Here is an 18,385-nt window from a genome sequence, read left to right on the forward strand (position 1 = left end):
TGCAAAGTACGAAACCAACACGCGGATAATTTCCGATCTTGGTGTATTCATGGTTGCGGTCCCCTTTTGATGATCACAGCAAGAATGGAAAGGTCTGCGGGATTCACGCCGGAGATCCGTGCGGCCTGACCAAGTGATTCGGGGCGAATCCGTTTCAACTTTTCCCGGCATTCAAACCGGAGGACATCCAGTTTGTCATAATCGACCCATTCCGGAATTCGTTGATCTTCCAGCGAGCGGGCGCGTTCAATCTGCGTTTTCTCCCGTTCGATGTAGCCTGCATATTTAACCAGAACCTCAACTTGAGAAATGACTAAACGGTCCGTTATTTGTTTTGACGGCAGGTCGTTATATGTAACTTCCGTTCTACGAAGTAGTTGTGTAAGAGAATGTCCCTGATGAAAAGTCGAATTCAGGCGTTTCATTTCAGCGTCAATTTGAATTTGATAATTTTCGAAGCGTTGAATCTCCTGTTGCGGGATGATGCCGAGTGACTTTGCAAAAGGGAGCATCCGAAAGATAGCATTATCCTGACGTAAAACAAGGCGATGCTCGGCACGTGACGTGAACATGCGGTACGGTTCGTCGGTTCCTTTTGTAACCAGGTCGTCAATGAGAACACCTATATAGGCATCCCCTCGCCCAAGGACAAAAGGAGGTTGGCCTCTCAATTTTCTAACAGCATTCACTCCTGCAACAAAGCCCTGTCCCGCAGCTTCCTCATATCCAGTGGTGCCGTTGATCTGTCCCGCAAAATATAAATGTTCGACCAATTTTGATTCCAAGGTATGCATCAGTTGGGTCGGATCTGAATAATCATATTCAATGGCATACGCCAGATTGGTGAACACGGCACGTTCTAATCCGGGAATGGAATGGATCATCGCAATCTGGACATTTTCAGGAAGACTGTTAGATGTTCCGTTCGGGTAGATCTCTTCTGAGCCTCTCCCTTCTGGTTCAAGAAAAACATGATGGCTGTCTTTGTCCGAAAACTTAACGATCTTATCTTCAATCGACGGACAATACCTGGCGCCGGTTCCCGTGATCACGCCGCCATACATGGCGCTTTTATCCAAATTCTCGCGGATAATGTCGTGTGTTTTGGTGTTTGTGTGAGTGAGATAGCAGGAAAGCTGGTTTTCACCCGGGTTCCAGGGGCGCAATACAGAATGTTCCACGTGGAACAATGGCCGGTGGGCAGTAGGCGGTAAGCAGTGAGCAGTATGCAGTTGGCAGTTGGCGGTTTCTTCATCCTTCTGTTCACTGCTCACTGTTATCTGCTCACTGGCAACTGGCTTTTGTTCCACGTGGAACAATTCCATTTCTTTACGCACTTGATATGAGAAAAATGGCGGTGGTTCTTCTCCTGGTTGTTCCGTCGTCTTTTCCCAGTTGATGCTATCTTTATGGAGGCGGGCCGGGGTTCCTGTTTTTAATCTTCCGAGCCTGCATCCAAGTTTTGCCAGGGATTGACTGAGCTGAGGGGCTGCGGCTTCGCCTTTTCTGCCACCCGGAAAAGAAGTCTTCCCAATATGAATAACGCCGCGCAGGAAGGTTCCCGTGGTTAAAATGACTGTTTTTCCAGTTATTTGGCTGCCATCTGCCAGAATTACTCCGCAAAGTCTGCCGTTAGGCATCCATAGATCATTGACCATGCCTTCAATGACGTACAGATTTCTGGTCGTATTAACAACTTGGCGCATCCTGTCGGAGTAGGCGTGTTTATCGCATTGCGTTCTGAATGCCTGAACCGCAGGTCCCTTTTTAGTGTTGAGCGTTCGGAACTGGATGCCGGTATAGTCGCTGTTTTTACCCATCTCACCGCCAAGTGCATCAAGTTCACAGACGATGTGTGACTTAGCTATGCCGCCAATGGAGGGATTGCATGACATTCTGGCGATCGCCAGTCTGTCCATTGTCAGGAGTGCGGTAGATGCGCCCATCCTCGCCGCAGCGAGGGCAGCTTCGCAACCTGCGTGCCCGGCACCGACTACTATGACTTCATATTCTTTCATAGTTCTTATTTACCGATGCAGAAGCGGGAGAAGATACTGTTGAGTAATTCATCGTGATAGGTGCGGCCGGTGACTTCTCCCAGCGTTTCTAATGCGCAACGAAGTCGGGATGCGGCCAGGGCTGTTTCCTGAGCCGGTCTGTTCAATAATAGCCCCGCTTCAACGACATCCTTGTGTGCGGATACCAATAATTGGCGGTGTCGCTCTGAGATAGCCGCATGGGGTGATGAGCCGCCGCCGCTGACGCCTATCATAGTGATAATTGATCGCTTCAGCTCTTCAATGCCAATTCCGTTTTTGGCACTAATAGATATATGAGAACAATCGGTCATATGTATACGATCGGTCCTATTTGACTTCAAATCGCATTTATTTTCTACAATTATCGTCTTTGATTTATTAAGCGATTTTAATGTGACTATATCGTCATTATCTAATCCAGTTGAATTATCACAAACATAAACATTGCAATCAGAATGCATTATAGCTTCACGTGCCCGGCTTACTCCCTCCTTTTCTATTTCGCAAGGTGTCTCTCTCAAGCCAGCCGTATCGACTAATCTGACCAAATACCCATTAATGACTACTTGTTCTTCTATGGTGTCGCGTGTGGTGCCTGGGATCGACGTTACGATAGCTCGATCTTTGCCAACAAGGGCATTAAGCAATGTAGATTTACCGACATTGGGTTTGCCGGCAATGACGACCAGAGCGCCTTCTCGAAGTAGATGGCCCTCGTCCCAGGAGTTGAGTAACTGTTTGAATTCAGTTTCGACGTGATGACGTCGCTTCATGACATCCTGCATGACGGACTCGGGTAGTTCATCCTCAGAAAAATCCAAGGTGGCTTCCAGGTTGGCGGCGAGGGCCAGGGTATGATCATAAAGTTGATCAAAAGTCCGGCTGAGGGTGCCATTCAGTTGTTCGAGCGCGGCATCGGCGGCACGGTCGGAACGAGCACGAATGAGGTCCAGAACGGCTTCCGCCTGAAGGAGGTCAATGCGACCACTCAAAAAAGCACGTTTTGTGAATTCGCCGGGCTCCGCCGTTTGGGCGCCAGCCTCTAAAACAGCGCGGAGGATCCTTTTTGCAGCAGCAGAACCGCCATGTCCCTGAATTTCTACAGAATCTTCCCGGGTGTAACTGTGCGGGGCTCGATAGATCAAGAGAATCACTTCATCGGCGATCCCGTTGTCACTGACGATTGTGCCGTGGACAAATGTCTGTGCCGGCCGCTGTGAGGGTGGGGGAGCCTTACTGCGGAAAACGCGATCAGCGATGGCGAGGCTTTCTGGTCCCGATACGCGCACAATCGCAATAGCCCCTTCACCGGGGGCGGTGGCTAAGGCCGCAATCGTATTTATGTATGGCGCTGTCATTCGGGTGCTGATTATTCAAAAACCAAGTGTTTGCGCCATAACTATCTTTTTCATGATCCCAAACAGCCATCATTAGTGAATTCATCGTGGTGCTTGCGTTTCAGGTCCTGTTTTGCGACCTTCACTTTATGAGAACGAAGCTTCTAAAAAAATTACAGAGTTTGGAAGCCTGACTGCATGAAAACCGCCGCCACAAAACATAAGCGCACACGGCAGCAGGAGCTTGGCCAGTTTCTTACTGCAACGCCTATAGCTGATTTCATGGCGTTAATGTTCGGACAACTTCCGAGCGTGGTGCGTTTGCTTGATGCTGGGGCTGGGGCTGGAGCACTCACCCATGCATTTATCTCTCGCCTATGTGGGAGAAATGACGATGTTCGGGCTGTCGAAGCAACAGTCTATGAGCTTGATCCACGCATACTGGATTCTCTTTCTGAGACCATGTTGGACTGCCAGCAACTTTGCAGCAAAGCAGGAATTCAATTTTCTTTTACCATTCATCCAACCGACTTTATTCAGGAAATGTCCACACGTCTTTCGGGTGATATGTTCGGGAGGCCGCCACCCGTCTTCGATGTCGCCATTGCAAACCCGCCATATCGCAAAATCAGCGCTGACTCAGTCGAAAGGCGTGCTCTACGTTCCGTTGGAGTTGAAACAAGTAATCTCTACACTGGTTTCATTGCCCTGATTCAGCGGTTGCTGGTTTCTGGCGGGCAACTCGTAGGGATTACGCCGCGCAGTTTTTGTAACGGCCCATACTTCCGCCCTTTTCGTGAAGACTTTCTTAGTCATCTGGACCTGCGACGATTGCATATTTTTGAATCACGCAAGGCGGCTTTTCGAACAGACAGTGTGTTGCAGGAGAACATTATTTTTTATGCAGTGAAGGGGGTGGGTCAATCCCGCGAAGTAGTCGTTTCTAGCAGCAGCGGAGAGCCTGGCGACGCGATAAACGAGACGATATTTCCTTTTGGTGAAATCGTTCATCCGCATGACGCTGAGAAGTTTATCCACATCCCGTCCGCGACCTGTCATGCAACAGCAAAAAAAACGATGGATGGCCTCGGCTCAAGCCTTGCCTCATTGGGCGTAACCGTATCGACAGGGCGAGTCGTGGACTTTAGACTCAAAGAGTCACTTCGCAAAGAGCCCGAACGAGGGACCGTCCCACTGGTTTATCCCTGTCATTTCAATGGCGGTACCATTCACTGGCCTAAACTCGAAGCACGCAAACCCAATGCCATCCTCGATAACGACGAGACGCATCCGTGGCTTGTGCCCTCTGGAATTTATTTGCTCACCAAGCGTTTCACGTCTAAAGAAGAGCGTCGCCGCCTTGTGGCTTGTATGTTCGACCCCGACCAAGTGAACGCGAAATGGCTTGGTTTTGAGAATCACCTGAACTACCTCCATGCGAATGGGCACGGGCTGGAACGAGCGTTGGCTATAGGTTTGTTCGCTTTTCTGAACTCCACGGTGGTAGACCATTATTTTCGTCGATTCAGCGGCCATACACAGGTGAATGCCACTGATCTGCGGACATTAGCCTATCCCGACCGAGACACACTGCAAGCCATGGGGCGGGAAATAAACACCCTCAACCTCTCTCAGGAGGAAATCGATCAACTGGTAAGGAAGCATCTCCATGTCCACAGATAAATCCAAACAAAAAACTTTCTCCAGAAAACGACGGCTCGCAGAAGCGATGGAGGTGCTTACCTCTTTGCAATTGGGTTCAAAACAGCGGAACGAAACTGCCGCTTACACTCTTCTTGCCCTGCTAGATCTTCGGTTCGATATGGTATGGGCCGAAGCACAGGCTCCGCTATGTGGTATCACTCCAGTCATCGATTTTATCGCCACAGCCTACCGAGTACGCTACGCTCCAAACACGCGTGAATCTATTCGTGATGATGCAGTGAAGTTTTTCGTAGAGGAAGGACTGTTGCTACGTAACCCCGACGATCCCCATCGGCCAACAAATAGCGGAAAGACAGTGTATCAGATTGAGCCGACTGCCCTTGCTTTGTTTCGCAAGATTGGAACCCCGGGCTGGAAAACAGCCCTACAGCAATACCTCGTCAGTCGTGAGAGCATTAAGCATGAGATTGCTCGAAAGCGTGATTTGGCCCGTGTTCCTGTGTCATTGCCAAATGGCTCCCAAGTTGCGCTTTCTCCCGGTGGTCAGAATCCGCTCATCAAGGCGATCATCGAACACTTTTGCCCGGCCTTTGCTCCGGGCGGTGTGGTCATCTACATCGGCGACACGGAAAACAAATTCGTCCATATGGAAGCCGCAGGCTTGGCGGCATTGGGAATTACCCTGGCTTCAGCAGCCAAGATCCCTGATGTCATTGTCCATTATGCCGCAAAGAACTGGCTCCTGCTTATTGAGGCCGTCACCAGCTCAGGGCCGGTGGATGGCAAGCGGCGTAAAGAACTCAAGGAGTTGTTTGTTGGCTGTAGCGCGGGGCTGGTATTTGTCACTGCCTTCGAAAACCGCCGTACTATGCAGTCATTCGTTTCTCATATTGCCTGGGAATCCGAGGTGTGGATCGCCGAAGACCCTGACCATATGATTCACTTCAATGGAGATCGGTTTCTTGGGCCGTATCCTGATGTGAATCCGGACGTGTGACGATAGTAGGAATTCGCCAGGGACAGTCCCTGGTGCCAATTTCAATAACAGCCAATAAACTGCGTGTTGCGCACGATGTCATGGGGGGTGTTTTTTAGCGGCGCAATGCCGCCTGAATGACCCAGCTCTACAGTTTGAGTGACAGTTCGGAATGGCTTTACGATTAAATGCGACTGGTATGTTGAGGGGTGATTTGCTACACAAGGTCCATGATTTCAAGGGATGTAATTAAGCGATATGTGAAACGGCTGGCGAGCGAAGTTAAGCCGATGAAAATCGTTCTTTTTGGATCCTACGCCTATGGGCGGCCGAAACCTGACTCGGATGTGGACTTGTTGGTAATAATGTCTACTAGGCGCCGGGCCGTCTATGAGTCCGCCCGTATCCAATGCGCTGTGCCTGCGCCTTTTCCCCTTGATCTGCTGGTGCGAACCCCTGAGCAGATCCGTAAACGAGTGGCATTGGGTGATTCCTTTATGCGTGAAATTACGGCCAGCGGGAAGGTCCTTTATGAATCCGCTCACGCGTGAATGGGTAGTAAAGGCAGAAGAAGATTTTGAGGCGGCGCTCCGTCTCTCCCGTTGCCGGAAAATTTCGCTCTGGAATGCCGTGTGTTTTCACGCCCAACAATGCGCGGAGAAATACCTAAAGGCGGTTTTGCAGGAAAATAAAGACACCATCCCAAAAATTCATCATCTTCCCTCTTTGTTGAATCTCCTGGTGATTCGGCACCCCCTCTGGGATGGTATGAGGGAAGGTCTTACGCTTTTAAGCGGGTTTGCTGTTGAATTCCGGTATCCGGGTGAATCAGCCACCAAGAGAGATGCTGTCAAGGCTTTGGCAATATGCCGATCTGTTCGTGAAACAGTTCGGGATCATTTGCGAATTTGATTCCTTATCCCGCCTTTAGTTGGTTTTGCCGTGAAAGTACCCGAAGGACAGTGTCCAGTACTTGATCAAGTTGCTTCCCGACGTCGTCACAAAGGAACCTAAGGACAAAATAACCATGTTCCTGTAGACAGGCATCTTTTCGCCGGTCGCGCCGGTAGGCCTCTTGATCGGCAAAATGGTGTGGGCCATCCAGTTCAATTACCAGTTTGGCTGCCGGAAAAAGGAAATCCACCTCCATTTGGCCATAATTGTCGAATGGGATGGGTAGGATCTGATTAAGGCGGAAGAGGCCGGCGGTTTTCGGCAACGTTTCGAGTCGCTTGAAGAAAAAGGCTTCGGAAGCACTCCGGGCCCGGCCCACTCCTTCGGTATCGGCAGGGTAGGTGCGGGCGGCATGGACAAATAAATTGCCAAGATGCGTATCCACACCGTCCCGGATCAGACGTTGCACGGTGGCGGCATAGTCGCGTTTCCATTCCGGCTCGACCGGCAAGGGGACATCCGTGGGCCAGCCCGGAACGGCACTGGCGGGAAGCAAGATACTGTATCCGATCGCCTCGTAGCCTTTACAGCGTTTGTCGAACATGCGGGCCAGCATGGGGACATTCAAGTCTGCATAATCATAAATCCGGACCTCCTTTTTTCCTTCATGCAGGCGGTGAAGACGCCCTGCATATTGGGCAATGGTGCCGCGCCAGGATATTGGCAGTGTCAGGAAGAGGGTGTCAAGCCGCGTGTCATCAAAGCCCTCACCGAGATAATGACCCGTGGCCAACAGAACTCGTTCCTCGTCCGCCGGAATAGAGGCCAGGCGGGCAAGCAAACCTTTAAGTTCTTTCCGGCCCATGCCGCCCCGTAGAACAAGAAGATGTTTGACGGCTGGTTCAAGAAGGGCCTGAAGTGCTTCAAGATGCTCCGTACGTTCGGTCAGTACGACAGGGCTCCGCCCCTGTTGCACGGCCGCAATCACGTCCTGGATAATCAATTCATTCCGTGGGCGACAGTTGATCAGCCCATCGTATAGCGCCTGGAATTGCAGTCGCCGATCCTCTTCAAGTTGACCTGGGGAAATGTAGGCGGTAGGACGGACAAGGACGGAGTGCATGAAGGGGCGTTGGTGGGCCTGTTGGCGGGCATTCACACGGAAGCGGACAGGGCCACAGAGCATCTGGACAAGAGGGTGATGACCATCCTTGCGCGTCAGGGTGGCGGTGAGTCCGGTGAAAAACCTGGCCTTGGCTTGACCTGCTACCTGTGCATAATTTGGGGAAGCGAGGTGATGGCATTCATCCGCGATCACATAGCCGTAATTTCCTATACGGTCATCAACCTGCCCCTCATGAACCAGGCTCTGCATGATCGCGACATCGATTATACCCGTTGGCTTATTACGTCCGGCGCCTATAGTGCCGATGGATTTTGGTGGCAGTTTGAGGAATGAAGACAGTCGTTCCACCCATTGCTCCATCAATTGGCGGCGATGCACAAGGATCAGGGTGTTTACGCCTCGTTGTGCGATAAGCCAAGCGGCCAACACGGTCTTACCGAAGGCGGTCGTAGCCCAAAGGATGCCAGTTTCATGAGCGAGGAGCGCCTCCCCGGCGGCGCGCTGGTCGGGATAAAGGTCGCCAATGAAGGACACGTTGATCGAGTGCCCTTGAGCACGTTCATCGTGAAGGGTGGGTTTGATGGCGAGTTCAGACAACAGGGCTTCGAGGTTGTGCAGACACCCGCGTGGGAGACCGATATGTTGTGGATAATCCTCAGCGCAAGCGATAATCCGTGGTAGGGAGATATAATTCCGCATCGCCTGCTGTTTGTAGAATTCCGGATTCTGGAATGCGGCCAGGCGGAGGATACGGTTGCGCAAGGCGGGGGGGAGGCTCTCCTTGCGGATGAAGATCTGATTCCCAAGGACGAGTTCAAGGGTGTCGGGTAGGGGGTGTTTGGTAGGCATGGTTTTCCGTTGCCGTGAAGGGGGAAGAGACCAGGGTGTGGATTCATCCTCTTCCTGACACACCATTTGGACATTGAGTACACGATCTTGTCGTTCCGCCTTTTGGACAAGAGGCTCAATAAGGTCACGTGAAAGTCTGGGGAGTGAGGCCAGAAAAGCCCATTGGTCGGGTATGGGGACACCCTGTTCATCCAAAAAAACACTATTACCTTGTTCTCGGGGAAGTTTTTGGAGAGGGAGGGCAATCAGGTTCCCAAATCCTTTAGAAGGGAGTGTGTCCTGGTTAGGAAAAAAACGATCATAAGAATCCAATCCAATATCTGGACGACGCTCCATAGTTTCGGTGAGGATAAAAGACCCGAATTTACGGGCAAGAGATGCAGGAATGGCCTGGTCGAAGAAGAACCAGAGATGGCCGCCATTTCCGGAGCGGGAACGTTCAAGCGCAACAGGGAGTCCGAAATTATGGCAGGTCTCTATAACGGCCGCCACATCTTCCTGCCAGCTTGATTTGTCGAAATCGGCGGCAAGGAAGAAGCAGGTATCGTCCTGGAGCAGGGGAAAGATGCCCATCACGAAGGGTGAGCCAGCGGTATCCTGTCCGGAAAGATGCCAACGAATGGTTTCATCGGTGACGGTGCGGAAGCGGCGGTTGGGGCAATCCTGGCAGCGGACGGCACGCTTGTCGCACAAGCCCCGTGTCCACTCGTTGGCGCAGGCAGGCTGGTAGCCGGACTTGCCGGTTTTGCGACTTTCGAAACGCCGGGGATAGACATCCTCCCTGCCCCTGAATAGTGAGCGGAAAAGGGAAATTTTAACATCCGGTGGCGAATGAGCATTTATGGTGGTATGATCCATGATATTATTCTGCCGTAGGCATTCGGGTGCTGATTATTCAAAAACCGGATCTTTTAACCATAATTATCTTTAGGGCATAATAATTGCGAAATTTGCTTACTTCCTCTACACTCTACATTTCAATTCATGTATCAGTAAAAGGTAAAGACTCTATGGAACTGAAGAACGAAAATCAGGCGCCTCAAACGCCACCCTCGGAACAGAAGAAAAAGCCGGAGATGACGACCCCGCAGAAATTCTCGCAACGGGGACTTTTAATCTGGTTCGCCATCCTGGGCCTCATGTTATTGGCCTATCAATTTTACAAGGAAGATCAGCAACCAACGGCGGAGTTGAACTACAATCCTGATTTCGTCAACCTGGTGGAATCAGGTGAGATTCCTGAATGTGAGATCGTATCCGAAATCTCCGGCAATCAATACATCCGTGGAACCCAGAAGAGCATCGATCCGCGTACGGGAAAACGCAAACAGTTCAAGGTGGATGTGATGGTGACCGATGACATGCCTGCCTGGTTGCAGGAAAATAAGGTCAAATTCAAGTTCCGCCGGGAAAGCCCGTATTTCTGGCAGATCGTTTCCAGCGCCCTGCCGATTTTGCTGCTGCTTGGATTGCTGTGGTTTATGTTTTCGCGTCAGATGAAAGGAATGGGGCAGGGGGCATTGAGTTTCGGAAAGAGCCGCGCCAAGATGCTGGCGCGTGACAAGAACAAAGTCACCTTCAAAGATGTCGCCGGCGTGGAGGAGGCCAAGGAGGAAGTTCAGGAGATTATTGATTTCCTGAAGGATCCGAAGCGGTTCCAGAAACTCGGCGGACGCATTCCTAAGGGCGTCCTTTTGATGGGACCTCCGGGGACTGGAAAAACATTGATGGCCAAGGCCATTGCCGGTGAGGCGGGTGTGCCGTTCTTTAATATCAGCGGATCAGATTTTGTGGAGATGTTTGTTGGCGTGGGCGCCTCGCGAGTACGCGACATGTTTGAACAGGGCAAGCGCAATGCGCCTTGCATCATCTTCATCGACGAAATTGATGCGGTGGGCCGCAGCCGGTTTTCCGGTGTGGGCGGGGGCCATGATGAGCGTGAGCAGACGCTGAATGCCCTGCTGGTTGAGATGGATGGCTTTGATACCCAGGAGGGGGTCATCATCATTGCCGCCACAAACCGGCCGGATGTCTTGGATCCCGCCTTGCAACGGCCTGGCCGCTTTGACCGCCAGATTGTTATTGATCTGCCGACACTGGATGGGCGTGAGGCCATTCTGAATATTCATGCCCGTGGTATTAAGTTGTCCCTATCGGTTGACTTGCGCCGTATTGCCCGCGGCACACCGGGATTTTCCGGAGCGGATTTGGCCAACCTGATGAATGAGGCAGCCCTGTTGGCCGCCCGAAGCAGTAAGGAAGGGGTCGATTTATCTGATCTGGAAGAAGCGCGCGATAAGGTCCGGTGGGGCCGTGAGCGACGAAGTCGCGTTTTGGATGACAAGGAAAAGAAGGTGACCGCGTACCACGAAACCGGTCATGCGTTGGTGACGTTACTGGTGGAGGAGAGCGAGCCGATTCACAAGATCACCATCATTCCGCGCGGTAATGCATATCTGGGTGCCACCATGCAGCTTCCTGAGAAGGATCGTTATATGGAAGGCAAACTCAAGCTGAAGGGTATTCTCGCCACGATGATGGGTGGGCGCGTGGCTGAGGAGTTGATTTTTGGTGACATCACCTCGGGTGCACGGAGTGATCTGAAGCAGGCGACCCGGTTGGCCCGACTGATGGTATGTGACTGGGGTATGAGTGAAAATATGGGTCCGCAAACTTTCGGGAACCACGAGGAGTTGATGTTCCTGGGCCGCGGGATTTCGAGCTCGCAGGATTTCAGTGAGGATACGGCCCGAAAGATTGATGCCGATGTCAGTTGGCTTCTACGAACGGCTTACACCCAAGCCAAGGAAATTCTGGAGAAAAATCGGGACAAACTGGAGCAGATTGCCAAGACGTTATTGGAGCGTGAAACGCTGGATGCCCGCGATGTTGAAGAGTTGATGAAACACGGACGCCTGTTGACGGATGCGGAACGGCCGGTGGTAGCCCCGAGTGACACGCCTGCTGTACCGGTTACGACGGTGAATGAAACGCCGGTGACTTCGGCCCCTGAAAAAACGGAAGGGTGACACTTGTGATCCCGCATGTGTCATGGCGTTGCCGTGAGCGGACTCTGGTGTTGGGTTCGCGGCCGCTGGTTATGGGTATTTTGAATGTCACCCCGGATTCATTTTCGGATGGAGGGCGACATCAGGATCCTGACGCGGCGATTCGACACGGGTTGGAAATGGCAGAAGCCGGTGCGGACATCATTGATGTGGGTGGGGAATCCACGCGACCTGGGGCGCAGGCGGTAGCACCTGAGGCTGAGGCCGGTCGAGTGATTCCGGTGATCAGGGCTTTGGCGCAGGCCTTTGTCGGCAAGCCCGGTGCCCCGGCCTTGTCGGTGGATACGCGAAAAGCGGTTGTGGCACGAGCTGCGCTGGCGGCCGGGGCCGACATCATTAATGATGTCACGGCGTTGGAAGGGGACCCCTCCATGCCGGGTGTGACGCGTGAATATGGGGCCGGTGTGATTTTGATGCACATGCGAGGCGATCCGAGCATGATGCAACAGGATCCCCGGTATGGGGATGTGGTGGCGGAAGTTGCTGCTTATCTGGCAGGTCGGGTTGCCGTATTGAAGGCAGCCGGGTTGAAGCCCGACACCATGGCACTCGATCCGGGAATCGGGTTTGGTAAAACGCTGGGTCACAATGTGAAGTTGATTGCCGGTTTGCAGGCGCTGGTGGCGTTGGGATATCCGGTGGTGGTGGGGCTGTCGCGAAAGAGTATGGTCAGCGCGATCACCGGGCGTGATGTGACGCACAGGCTCGCGGGGAGCATCGCGGGCGCAGTATGGGCGGCGGGGCAGGGTGCCCATGTGTGGCGTGTTCATGATGTTGCCGAGTCGGTGGATGCGGCCCGGATGGTTGAAATGATGAGAAAGGAAGCGATCGATTGGAATGGATAAACCAGATTGTCTGGCCGGCCTTCAGCGGGATTCTTGAAATCCTGGTGTTGACGTGCGGGTTTTATTTCCTGCTCCTTTTTTTTCGGGAGACTCGAAGTATCAAAGTTTTCCTTGGGCTCTTGATGGTGCTCATGGCGCTCATAGCTATTACGAGTTTGTTTCATATCTATGCTCTGAATTGGTTGTTGCGACAGTTGTCCGTTTATCTAGCGGTAGCGTTGCTGATCATTTTTCAGCCGGAAATCCGGCGGGCATTGGCGGAAATCGGGCGTTCCCCTTTTCTTTCATCGCCGGTGGATGCACGCGGGTATGTGGACAGCATTGTGGAAGCAGTGATGCTTTTGGCAGAACGGCGTATTGGAGCGTTAATTGCGATTGAGCGTACCGAGAGTACCAAGGCCATCCAGGAAACGGGTGTCCAGCTCGATGCCAAGGTGAATGCGGACCTTCTGGCCACGCTGTTTTTCCCCCATACCCCTCTTCATGACGGGGGCGTCATGATTGTGGGAAACCGGATTGTTGCGGCGGGATGTTTGTTTCCGCTTTGCCAGCAACCTGAATTGAGTCGGGGACTTGGGACGCGACATCGCGCCGCAATGGGTTTGACCGAGGAAATGGATGCCATCGCCATTGTGGTGTCCGAGGAGACCGGCACGATTTCCATCAGTACACGTGGCCGGCTGAGTCGGGATTTTGATGAGGATCGGCTGAGGAAATTCCTTTCAGGCATCTTGATGGGGGGGCAGGCCAGCAATTCCCGGTGGACCCGCGCCCGACAGCAGCTTGACCTGACTCCGAAAGGGATTGCCAAGTCGGAAAGTCTTGAGAGAGAGGCAGGCTCCCATGGCGGATAAGCATTCCCTGATTCTTGGACTACTGGTCAACAACAAGCGCTTGAAGTTACTTTCCTTCGTGCTGGCGACGATGACATGGTACATCATTCAGGACACCATCAGTTTTGAGATTGAAATTCCGGATGTCCGGCTGGAGATCCAAGTTCAGGATGGAATGGCCATTTTGAATCAGTCGGCTTCCACTGTGGATGTCACCTTCCGTGGATCGCAGGACGACATTCAGCGGCTGGATTCAAGACGGCTTCAGGCGGTAGTTGAGTTGACGCGGGAGTCGAGTGAGCTGTCACACGAAATCATATTAAAGCCGAACATGATCAAAGGGGTGCGCGGAGTGCGTGCTGTCGCGATACATCCGGAGCGTATTTTGGTGAAATTGGATCGGCAGGCGGAAAAGAGGGTACCGGTCAAAGGGCGAACGATTGGCTCGCCTCTTTTCGGGCAAGTCGAAGCTATTACGTGTGAACCCTCAACGGTGCTGCTGTTGGGGCCTGCACAAAAATTAAAGACAACCGAATGTGTGTATACCCAGCCGGTTGAGGTGGATGGCCGGGTGGAATCTTTTATCCGTCGCACGCCCGTCCAGGCGCCGGGAGACAATTGGGTGGCGCACATGGAGCCTTCTGATGTTCAGGTGAAGGTGGCCATTGTCGGCAAAAGCGCCGGCCAGTTATGGAAGAACATTCCGGTCAGTGCGGTGGTGGAGTCAGGGAGTGCATTGCTGGTTGATCTGGAGCCGCCGACTGTGGATGTAATGGCCACGGGACGAATCGATATGTCGGCTACCGGGGAGAAATTTCCGGTGCGGGCGTTTGCGGATTGTATCGGATTAACATTACCGGGTGTTTATACGGTACCGGTTCACGTGAAGGTGACCGGTGATGCGATGGCCGTGGCACGTCCGGATGTGGTGAAGGTGACAGTACGATTGGCAGGAGATAAGAAATTATGAAGGTCGCTTGGTGTGTCATGGTCTGGTTGATGGGGTCTTTGGTTGCGGGAGCGGAAGGAACGTCCACGTCCGTCGTGGTGTCTGGCGAGGTTGCTGATTTGTTGTCAAGCGGGCGCGACTGTCTGATCAATGGAAAAATGACGGAAGCGCAGGCACTGTTCGAGAAAGCGTGCAGTCTGGATTCCACGAATAATGAGGCGGCATTTGGATTGAGCGCCGCTTATCTTGAGTTGAAGCGATATGAAGAGGCGCTGCCGCTGTTGGAAAAATTGTACCGGGAGGTTCCCGAGAGTCCCATGGTTAAAAACAATCTTGCCTGGGCGTTACTGAAGGTTAAGGATCCGGCACCGACGAATGCGGGGCGCGCGGTCAAATTGGCACGCGGCGCCTTGCTTGATGTGCCCTCCGATTTCTCCATATGGAACACACTCGGGGAGGCCTATTATGCCACCGGGCAATTTGAGAAAGGCTTGAGCGCCGCACAGAGCGGGTTGCGTTTGAGTCTGCTGGCAGGGGTGACCAATACTCCTTGCCGTGAGTTGGTCGTTCGTTGCCGGAAGGCCGCTGGCGCGGCATCGTTGGGCCAGGATAACGCCCGGCCTTGAGTGGGAATGGGGATAGCATGGCAGAAATAAAATCCAATACGGTTACTAGCAATGGTTTGCGTGAAGCCTTGAGTATTGTGCTCCTGGCTGTGTGTGTGATTATTTTTCTCAGTCTGGTCTCATATGACTGGCGCGATATCTCTCTTTTGTGCGAGCCGGCAAACAGTCCCCCGGCCAACTTCATCGGCCCCGGCGGTGCCTGGATGTCGTTTGTGCTGTTTGAGGCAATGGGGCTGGGTGCCTATTTGGTTCCGCTGTGGTTTCTGGGGTTTGGGATAGTTTTGATTTTTCATGGTATCGAGCATGTAAGGGCCAAGCTCCTCTGGGTGATATTAATGATGTTCTCATTGGCCTGTTTCCTCGAACTGCACTCGGATTGGTTTGAACCCATCTTATCCGCCTTGAACCTCAGTGCGGCGGGTGGGGTTCCTGCCCAGGCAGTCTCGTATATGTTATCCGTAAAAATGTTGGGGAGCATTGGCGCTGAGATTCTGGTGGTGGGGTTTTTTCTGGCCTTTGCGATTCTGTTTTTCGGGTGGGATGCCATTTTGCGTTTTACGGCCATGCTGCATACAACGGCTGAAAAATGGGCGCACCGCGATGATCGCGATATGATTGACTCGCAGAAGAGGCAGCCAGCGGTCAAGGGTTGGAAGCGGGAGCGGATTGAGCGTGTCGCCGCCCGCGAAGAAGCTCAACGCGTCGAAGAGGAAGAAGAGCCCGATCAGGCTGAATTGATTGTTGTTCCGGAAGCAGCCCCTGTTAAGGAACCGCCCAAGGTGGCTGTGAAACTTCCCCCCAAGGTAAAAGAAAAGCCCATACCTCCGGTTCGGGAACCTGATCCCAAACCAAAAGTTGAACCGCTCCCACCCGTTGTGGCGGCGATCCCAGGAGCTTATCAGTTGCCCCCCCTGTCCTTATTGACCGAAGTGCCAAAGGATCGACAAGCCATTCCAACGGATACTGAGACCACGGGGCGGCTGATTATCCAAACGCTGGAGGAGTTCGGCATTAAAGCCGAGCTTAAGAATGTTGAACAGGGGCCCTCCGTGGCCCGGTATGAACTGATCCCGGCGCCCGGTGTAAAAGTAGAGAAAATCACAAACCTCAGTAATAATCTTGCCCTGTCACTCAAGGCCACCAGTGTCCGTGTACAGGCACCTATTCCGGGGCGTGGCACGGTGGGGATAGAGGTGCCCAACCTTAGTACCAGCCCGGTCTATTTGCGGGAGATTCTGGAAGGATCCGCCTGGCAACCGCATCGTCAGGAGATTCCGATTGTGTTGGGTAAAGATGTCGGGGGAAATGACCTCGTGGCGGATTTGGCCACCATGCCGCATCTGCTGGTCGCGGGTGCCACCGGGTCAGGGAAGACGGTTTGCATGAACACGATTTTGGCCGGGCTATTCATGGCCCGGACGCCGGAGCAGTTGCAGTTGATATTGGTTGATCCCAAGATTGTAGAGTTCTCGGTTTACAATCATCTGCCGCATCTTCTGGGGGCCAGGACAGAGGTGATCACGGACCCGAAGAAGGCGGCTGGCGCATTGCGATGGGCCATCACAGAGATGGAGCGGCGATATAAAATCATGGCGAAGGCCGGCGTAAGAAATATCAAGAGCTATAATTCGAGGCCGATTGAAAAACAGCAGGCCTTGTTTGAGGGAGCCGAGGAGGTTGCCCGTCTGCCTGAGAAACTCAGCTATATTGTGATCATTGTGGATGAGCTGGCGGATCTGATGATGACCGCGCAGGCGGAAGTTGAGAACTATATCGCTCGACTGGCCCAGCTTTCACGGGCCGTTGGCATTCATATGATCCTCGCCACGCAACGTCCCTCGGTGGATGTGATCACCGGAACCATCAAGGCCAACTTCCCCGCCCGTATTGCTTTTCAGGTGGCCCAGAAAAATGACAGCCGCACCATTCTTGATGCCAATGGTGCCGACAAACTTTTGGGCCGTGGTGACATGCTATTCTTGCCGCCGGGCTCGAGTAAACTGATTCGCGCCCAGGGGGCGTTGACTTCGGATGAGGACATCAACCGGATTGTAGGCTTTATCATGAAGCAGAGACCTCCCGTGGTGGAGGAAAAGGAAGCGGAGGCCCCGGCTAAAAAAGTTGAGATGCTGGGTATGCAGGATGCGGGGGCGGGACTTTCCTCAGGCAAGGCTGCGCCGAGTTTTGATGATATGATGGTTAAGGGCGGTGATGATACCGAGGATGATCAGCTTTTGGAAATGTCTGTACAAATCATCCGCGAAACCCAACGTGCCTCAACCTCGTCGCTGCAGCGGCGTCTACGAATCGGGTATACCCGGGCCGCCCGGATTATGGATGTACTTGAACAGCGGGGGATTGTGGGGCCGGCCCGTGGCTCCGATCCGCGTGAGATTCTTATTGATATGGATGGAGAAATTCCAGGTAATACAGTTTCCAAAGAGGATGACCAGACATGAGTGAACTTCTTGCCCCCAGAACCCCGGGTGCCGCATTACGAGCTGCCCGTGAGAAGAAGCGGTTGAACATAGCCGACGTTGTTGAAGCGACTCGGATCAAGACACATATTGTGCAGGCTCTTGAGAATGACGACTATAGTGTCATCGCCGCGCCTCTGTATGGAAAAGGGTTTATCAAGCTTTATGCCGAATATGTGGGGCTCGATCCTGCGCCTCTGATCCGGTATTACCTGAGCAACTATGCGCGGACGGTGAGGCCAACACTTAAAACCGAGTTGCCTCCCCCTTCGCCGATGACTGATGGTATCCCTCAACCATCGCCGCTTGCCCGCTTCAAAGAATCGAGTGGGTCGATGTTGACGGAGATGGGTAATAATCTGGTGACCACGTTGCGGGATCTTCTCCACACAGTGATGGTGGCGTGGATGCGTTTGAAATCAAAACGGATGGATCCGGCCGGGCGTTCCCTGATGTCGTCAGCGCGCGGGTATACAGAAGCGTCCCCGTTTCCGGTGGGGAAAACAACGGCATTAGTGTTTGCTGTTCTGGTGGTGGCGATTCTGGTGGCTAGTATTTTTTATATGTATTCGGGCACCAAAACGAGGAAACCTGCTTTTGTGCAAGTACCGGTGACAACGCCTGCAAAGCAGGCGGTCTACACTCAATCCTTGCGATTAGCGGAGCCCCCTCCCGCACCGTATACGAAACTTAAGTGAACC

Annotated in this window: 14 protein-coding genes; 11 read left to right on the forward strand and 3 right to left on the reverse strand. The window is 52.9% G+C overall.

What is annotated here, in order from left to right:
* Positions 1 to 47: 47 nt before the first annotated feature.
* Together WCI03_02055 and mnmE are read right to left on the reverse strand one after the other, a co-directional pair.
* Complete coding sequence (locus WCI03_02055; protein ID MEI8138633.1) at positions 48 to 2,018, reverse strand: tRNA uridine-5-carboxymethylaminomethyl(34) synthesis enzyme MnmG; 1,971 nt, start codon at positions 2,016 to 2,018, stop codon at positions 48 to 50.
* A gap of 5 nt (positions 2,019 to 2,023) precedes the next feature.
* The gene (mnmE, locus tag WCI03_02060; protein MEI8138634.1) at positions 2,024 to 3,397 is read right to left on the reverse strand and encodes a tRNA uridine-5-carboxymethylaminomethyl(34) synthesis GTPase MnmE; all 1,374 of its coding nucleotides are present in this window, start codon (positions 3,395 to 3,397) and stop codon (positions 2,024 to 2,026) included.
* A 177-nt stretch (positions 3,398 to 3,574) separates the two neighbouring features.
* Between mnmE and WCI03_02065 the strand changes: the two genes are divergently transcribed.
* The 4 genes from WCI03_02065 to WCI03_02080 all read left to right on the forward strand — a co-directional run bounded on the left by WCI03_02065 (position 3,575) and on the right by WCI03_02080 (position 6,929).
* Entirely contained in the window at positions 3,575 to 5,059 is a 1,485-nt protein-coding gene (locus WCI03_02065; GenBank protein ID MEI8138635.1) for an Eco57I restriction-modification methylase domain-containing protein, read from the forward strand.
* The gene (locus WCI03_02070; GenBank protein ID MEI8138636.1) at positions 5,046 to 6,038 is read left to right on the forward strand and encodes a BsuBI/PstI family type II restriction endonuclease; all 993 of its coding nucleotides are present in this window, start codon (positions 5,046 to 5,048) and stop codon (positions 6,036 to 6,038) included. The genes WCI03_02065 and WCI03_02070 overlap by 14 nt, the downstream gene beginning before the upstream one ends.
* Positions 6,039 to 6,247: 209 nt before the next feature.
* The gene (locus tag WCI03_02075; protein ID MEI8138637.1) at positions 6,248 to 6,568 is read left to right on the forward strand and encodes a nucleotidyltransferase domain-containing protein; all 321 of its coding nucleotides are present in this window, start codon (positions 6,248 to 6,250) and stop codon (positions 6,566 to 6,568) included.
* On the forward strand, positions 6,549 to 6,929 hold the full coding sequence (locus WCI03_02080) for a HEPN domain-containing protein (GenBank protein ID MEI8138638.1): 381 nt from the start codon (positions 6,549 to 6,551) through the stop codon (positions 6,927 to 6,929). The genes WCI03_02075 and WCI03_02080 overlap by 20 nt, the downstream gene beginning before the upstream one ends.
* A gap of 4 nt (positions 6,930 to 6,933) precedes the next feature.
* Here WCI03_02080 and WCI03_02085 read toward each other — a convergent pair whose 3' ends face one another.
* Positions 6,934 to 9,744, reverse strand: a complete 2,811-nt coding sequence (locus WCI03_02085) for a DEAD/DEAH box helicase family protein (protein MEI8138639.1) — start codon at positions 9,742 to 9,744, stop codon at positions 6,934 to 6,936.
* 152 nt (positions 9,745 to 9,896) lie between these two features.
* Here WCI03_02085 and ftsH point away from each other — a divergent pair, with 152 nt between their 5' ends.
* The 7 genes from ftsH to WCI03_02120 are packed head-to-tail and all read left to right on the forward strand — an operon-like array spanning position 9,897 to position 18,382.
* Complete coding sequence (ftsH, locus tag WCI03_02090) at positions 9,897 to 11,915, forward strand: ATP-dependent zinc metalloprotease FtsH (protein MEI8138640.1); 2,019 nt, start codon at positions 9,897 to 9,899, stop codon at positions 11,913 to 11,915.
* Between the two features lie 5 nt (positions 11,916 to 11,920).
* Positions 11,921 to 12,799: a dihydropteroate synthase gene (folP, locus tag WCI03_02095; protein ID MEI8138641.1), complete on the forward strand. Its 879-nt coding sequence runs from the start codon at positions 11,921 to 11,923 to the stop codon at positions 12,797 to 12,799.
* Positions 12,787 to 13,653, forward strand: a complete 867-nt coding sequence (gene cdaA, locus WCI03_02100) for a diadenylate cyclase CdaA (protein ID MEI8138642.1) — start codon at positions 12,787 to 12,789, stop codon at positions 13,651 to 13,653. The genes folP and cdaA overlap by 13 nt, the downstream gene beginning before the upstream one ends.
* A complete protein-coding gene (locus WCI03_02105) occupies positions 13,643 to 14,602 on the forward strand; it encodes a CdaR family protein (GenBank protein MEI8138643.1) in 960 nt (319 codons plus the stop codon). The genes cdaA and WCI03_02105 overlap by 11 nt, the downstream gene beginning before the upstream one ends.
* Positions 14,599 to 15,207, forward strand: a complete 609-nt coding sequence (locus tag WCI03_02110) for a tetratricopeptide repeat protein (protein MEI8138644.1) — start codon at positions 14,599 to 14,601, stop codon at positions 15,205 to 15,207. Before WCI03_02105 ends, WCI03_02110 begins: the two co-directional genes overlap by 4 nt.
* Before the next feature lie 17 nt (positions 15,208 to 15,224).
* The gene (locus WCI03_02115; GenBank protein MEI8138645.1) at positions 15,225 to 17,666 is read left to right on the forward strand and encodes a DNA translocase FtsK; all 2,442 of its coding nucleotides are present in this window, start codon (positions 15,225 to 15,227) and stop codon (positions 17,664 to 17,666) included.
* On the forward strand, positions 17,663 to 18,382 hold the full coding sequence (locus tag WCI03_02120) for a helix-turn-helix transcriptional regulator (protein MEI8138646.1): 720 nt from the start codon (positions 17,663 to 17,665) through the stop codon (positions 18,380 to 18,382). The genes WCI03_02115 and WCI03_02120 overlap by 4 nt, the downstream gene beginning before the upstream one ends.
* The last annotated feature ends 3 nt before the right edge of the window (positions 18,383 to 18,385 follow it).

This window comes from bacterium, assembly GCA_037143175.1.
In the GTDB taxonomy this organism is placed as follows: domain Bacteria; phylum Verrucomicrobiota; class Kiritimatiellia; order CAIKKV01; family CAITUY01; genus JAABPW01.

Bases quoted from the DNA above. Each gene is read 5' to 3' on its own strand.
- WCI03_02055 (MEI8138633.1), bottom strand. From the start codon at position 2,018: ATGAAAGAATATGAAGTCATAGTAGTCGGTGCCGGGCACGCAGGTTGC.
- mnmE (MEI8138634.1), bottom strand. From the start codon at position 3,397: ATGACAGCGCCATACATAAATACGATTGCGGCCTTAGCCACCGCCCCC.
- WCI03_02065 (MEI8138635.1), top strand. From the start codon at position 3,575: ATGAAAACCGCCGCCACAAAACATAAGCGCACACGGCAGCAGGAGCTT.
- WCI03_02070 (MEI8138636.1), top strand. From the start codon at position 5,046: ATGTCCACAGATAAATCCAAACAAAAAACTTTCTCCAGAAAACGACGG.
- WCI03_02075 (MEI8138637.1), top strand. From the start codon at position 6,248: ATGATTTCAAGGGATGTAATTAAGCGATATGTGAAACGGCTGGCGAGC.
- WCI03_02080 (MEI8138638.1), top strand. From the start codon at position 6,549: ATGAATCCGCTCACGCGTGAATGGGTAGTAAAGGCAGAAGAAGATTTT.
- WCI03_02085 (MEI8138639.1), bottom strand. From the start codon at position 9,744: ATGGATCATACCACCATAAATGCTCATTCGCCACCGGATGTTAAAATT.
- ftsH (MEI8138640.1), top strand. From the start codon at position 9,897: ATGGAACTGAAGAACGAAAATCAGGCGCCTCAAACGCCACCCTCGGAA.
- WCI03_02105 (MEI8138643.1), top strand. From the start codon at position 13,643: ATGGCGGATAAGCATTCCCTGATTCTTGGACTACTGGTCAACAACAAG.
- WCI03_02110 (MEI8138644.1), top strand. From the start codon at position 14,599: ATGAAGGTCGCTTGGTGTGTCATGGTCTGGTTGATGGGGTCTTTGGTT.
- WCI03_02115 (MEI8138645.1), top strand. From the start codon at position 15,225: ATGGCAGAAATAAAATCCAATACGGTTACTAGCAATGGTTTGCGTGAA.
- WCI03_02120 (MEI8138646.1), top strand. From the start codon at position 17,663: ATGAGTGAACTTCTTGCCCCCAGAACCCCGGGTGCCGCATTACGAGCT.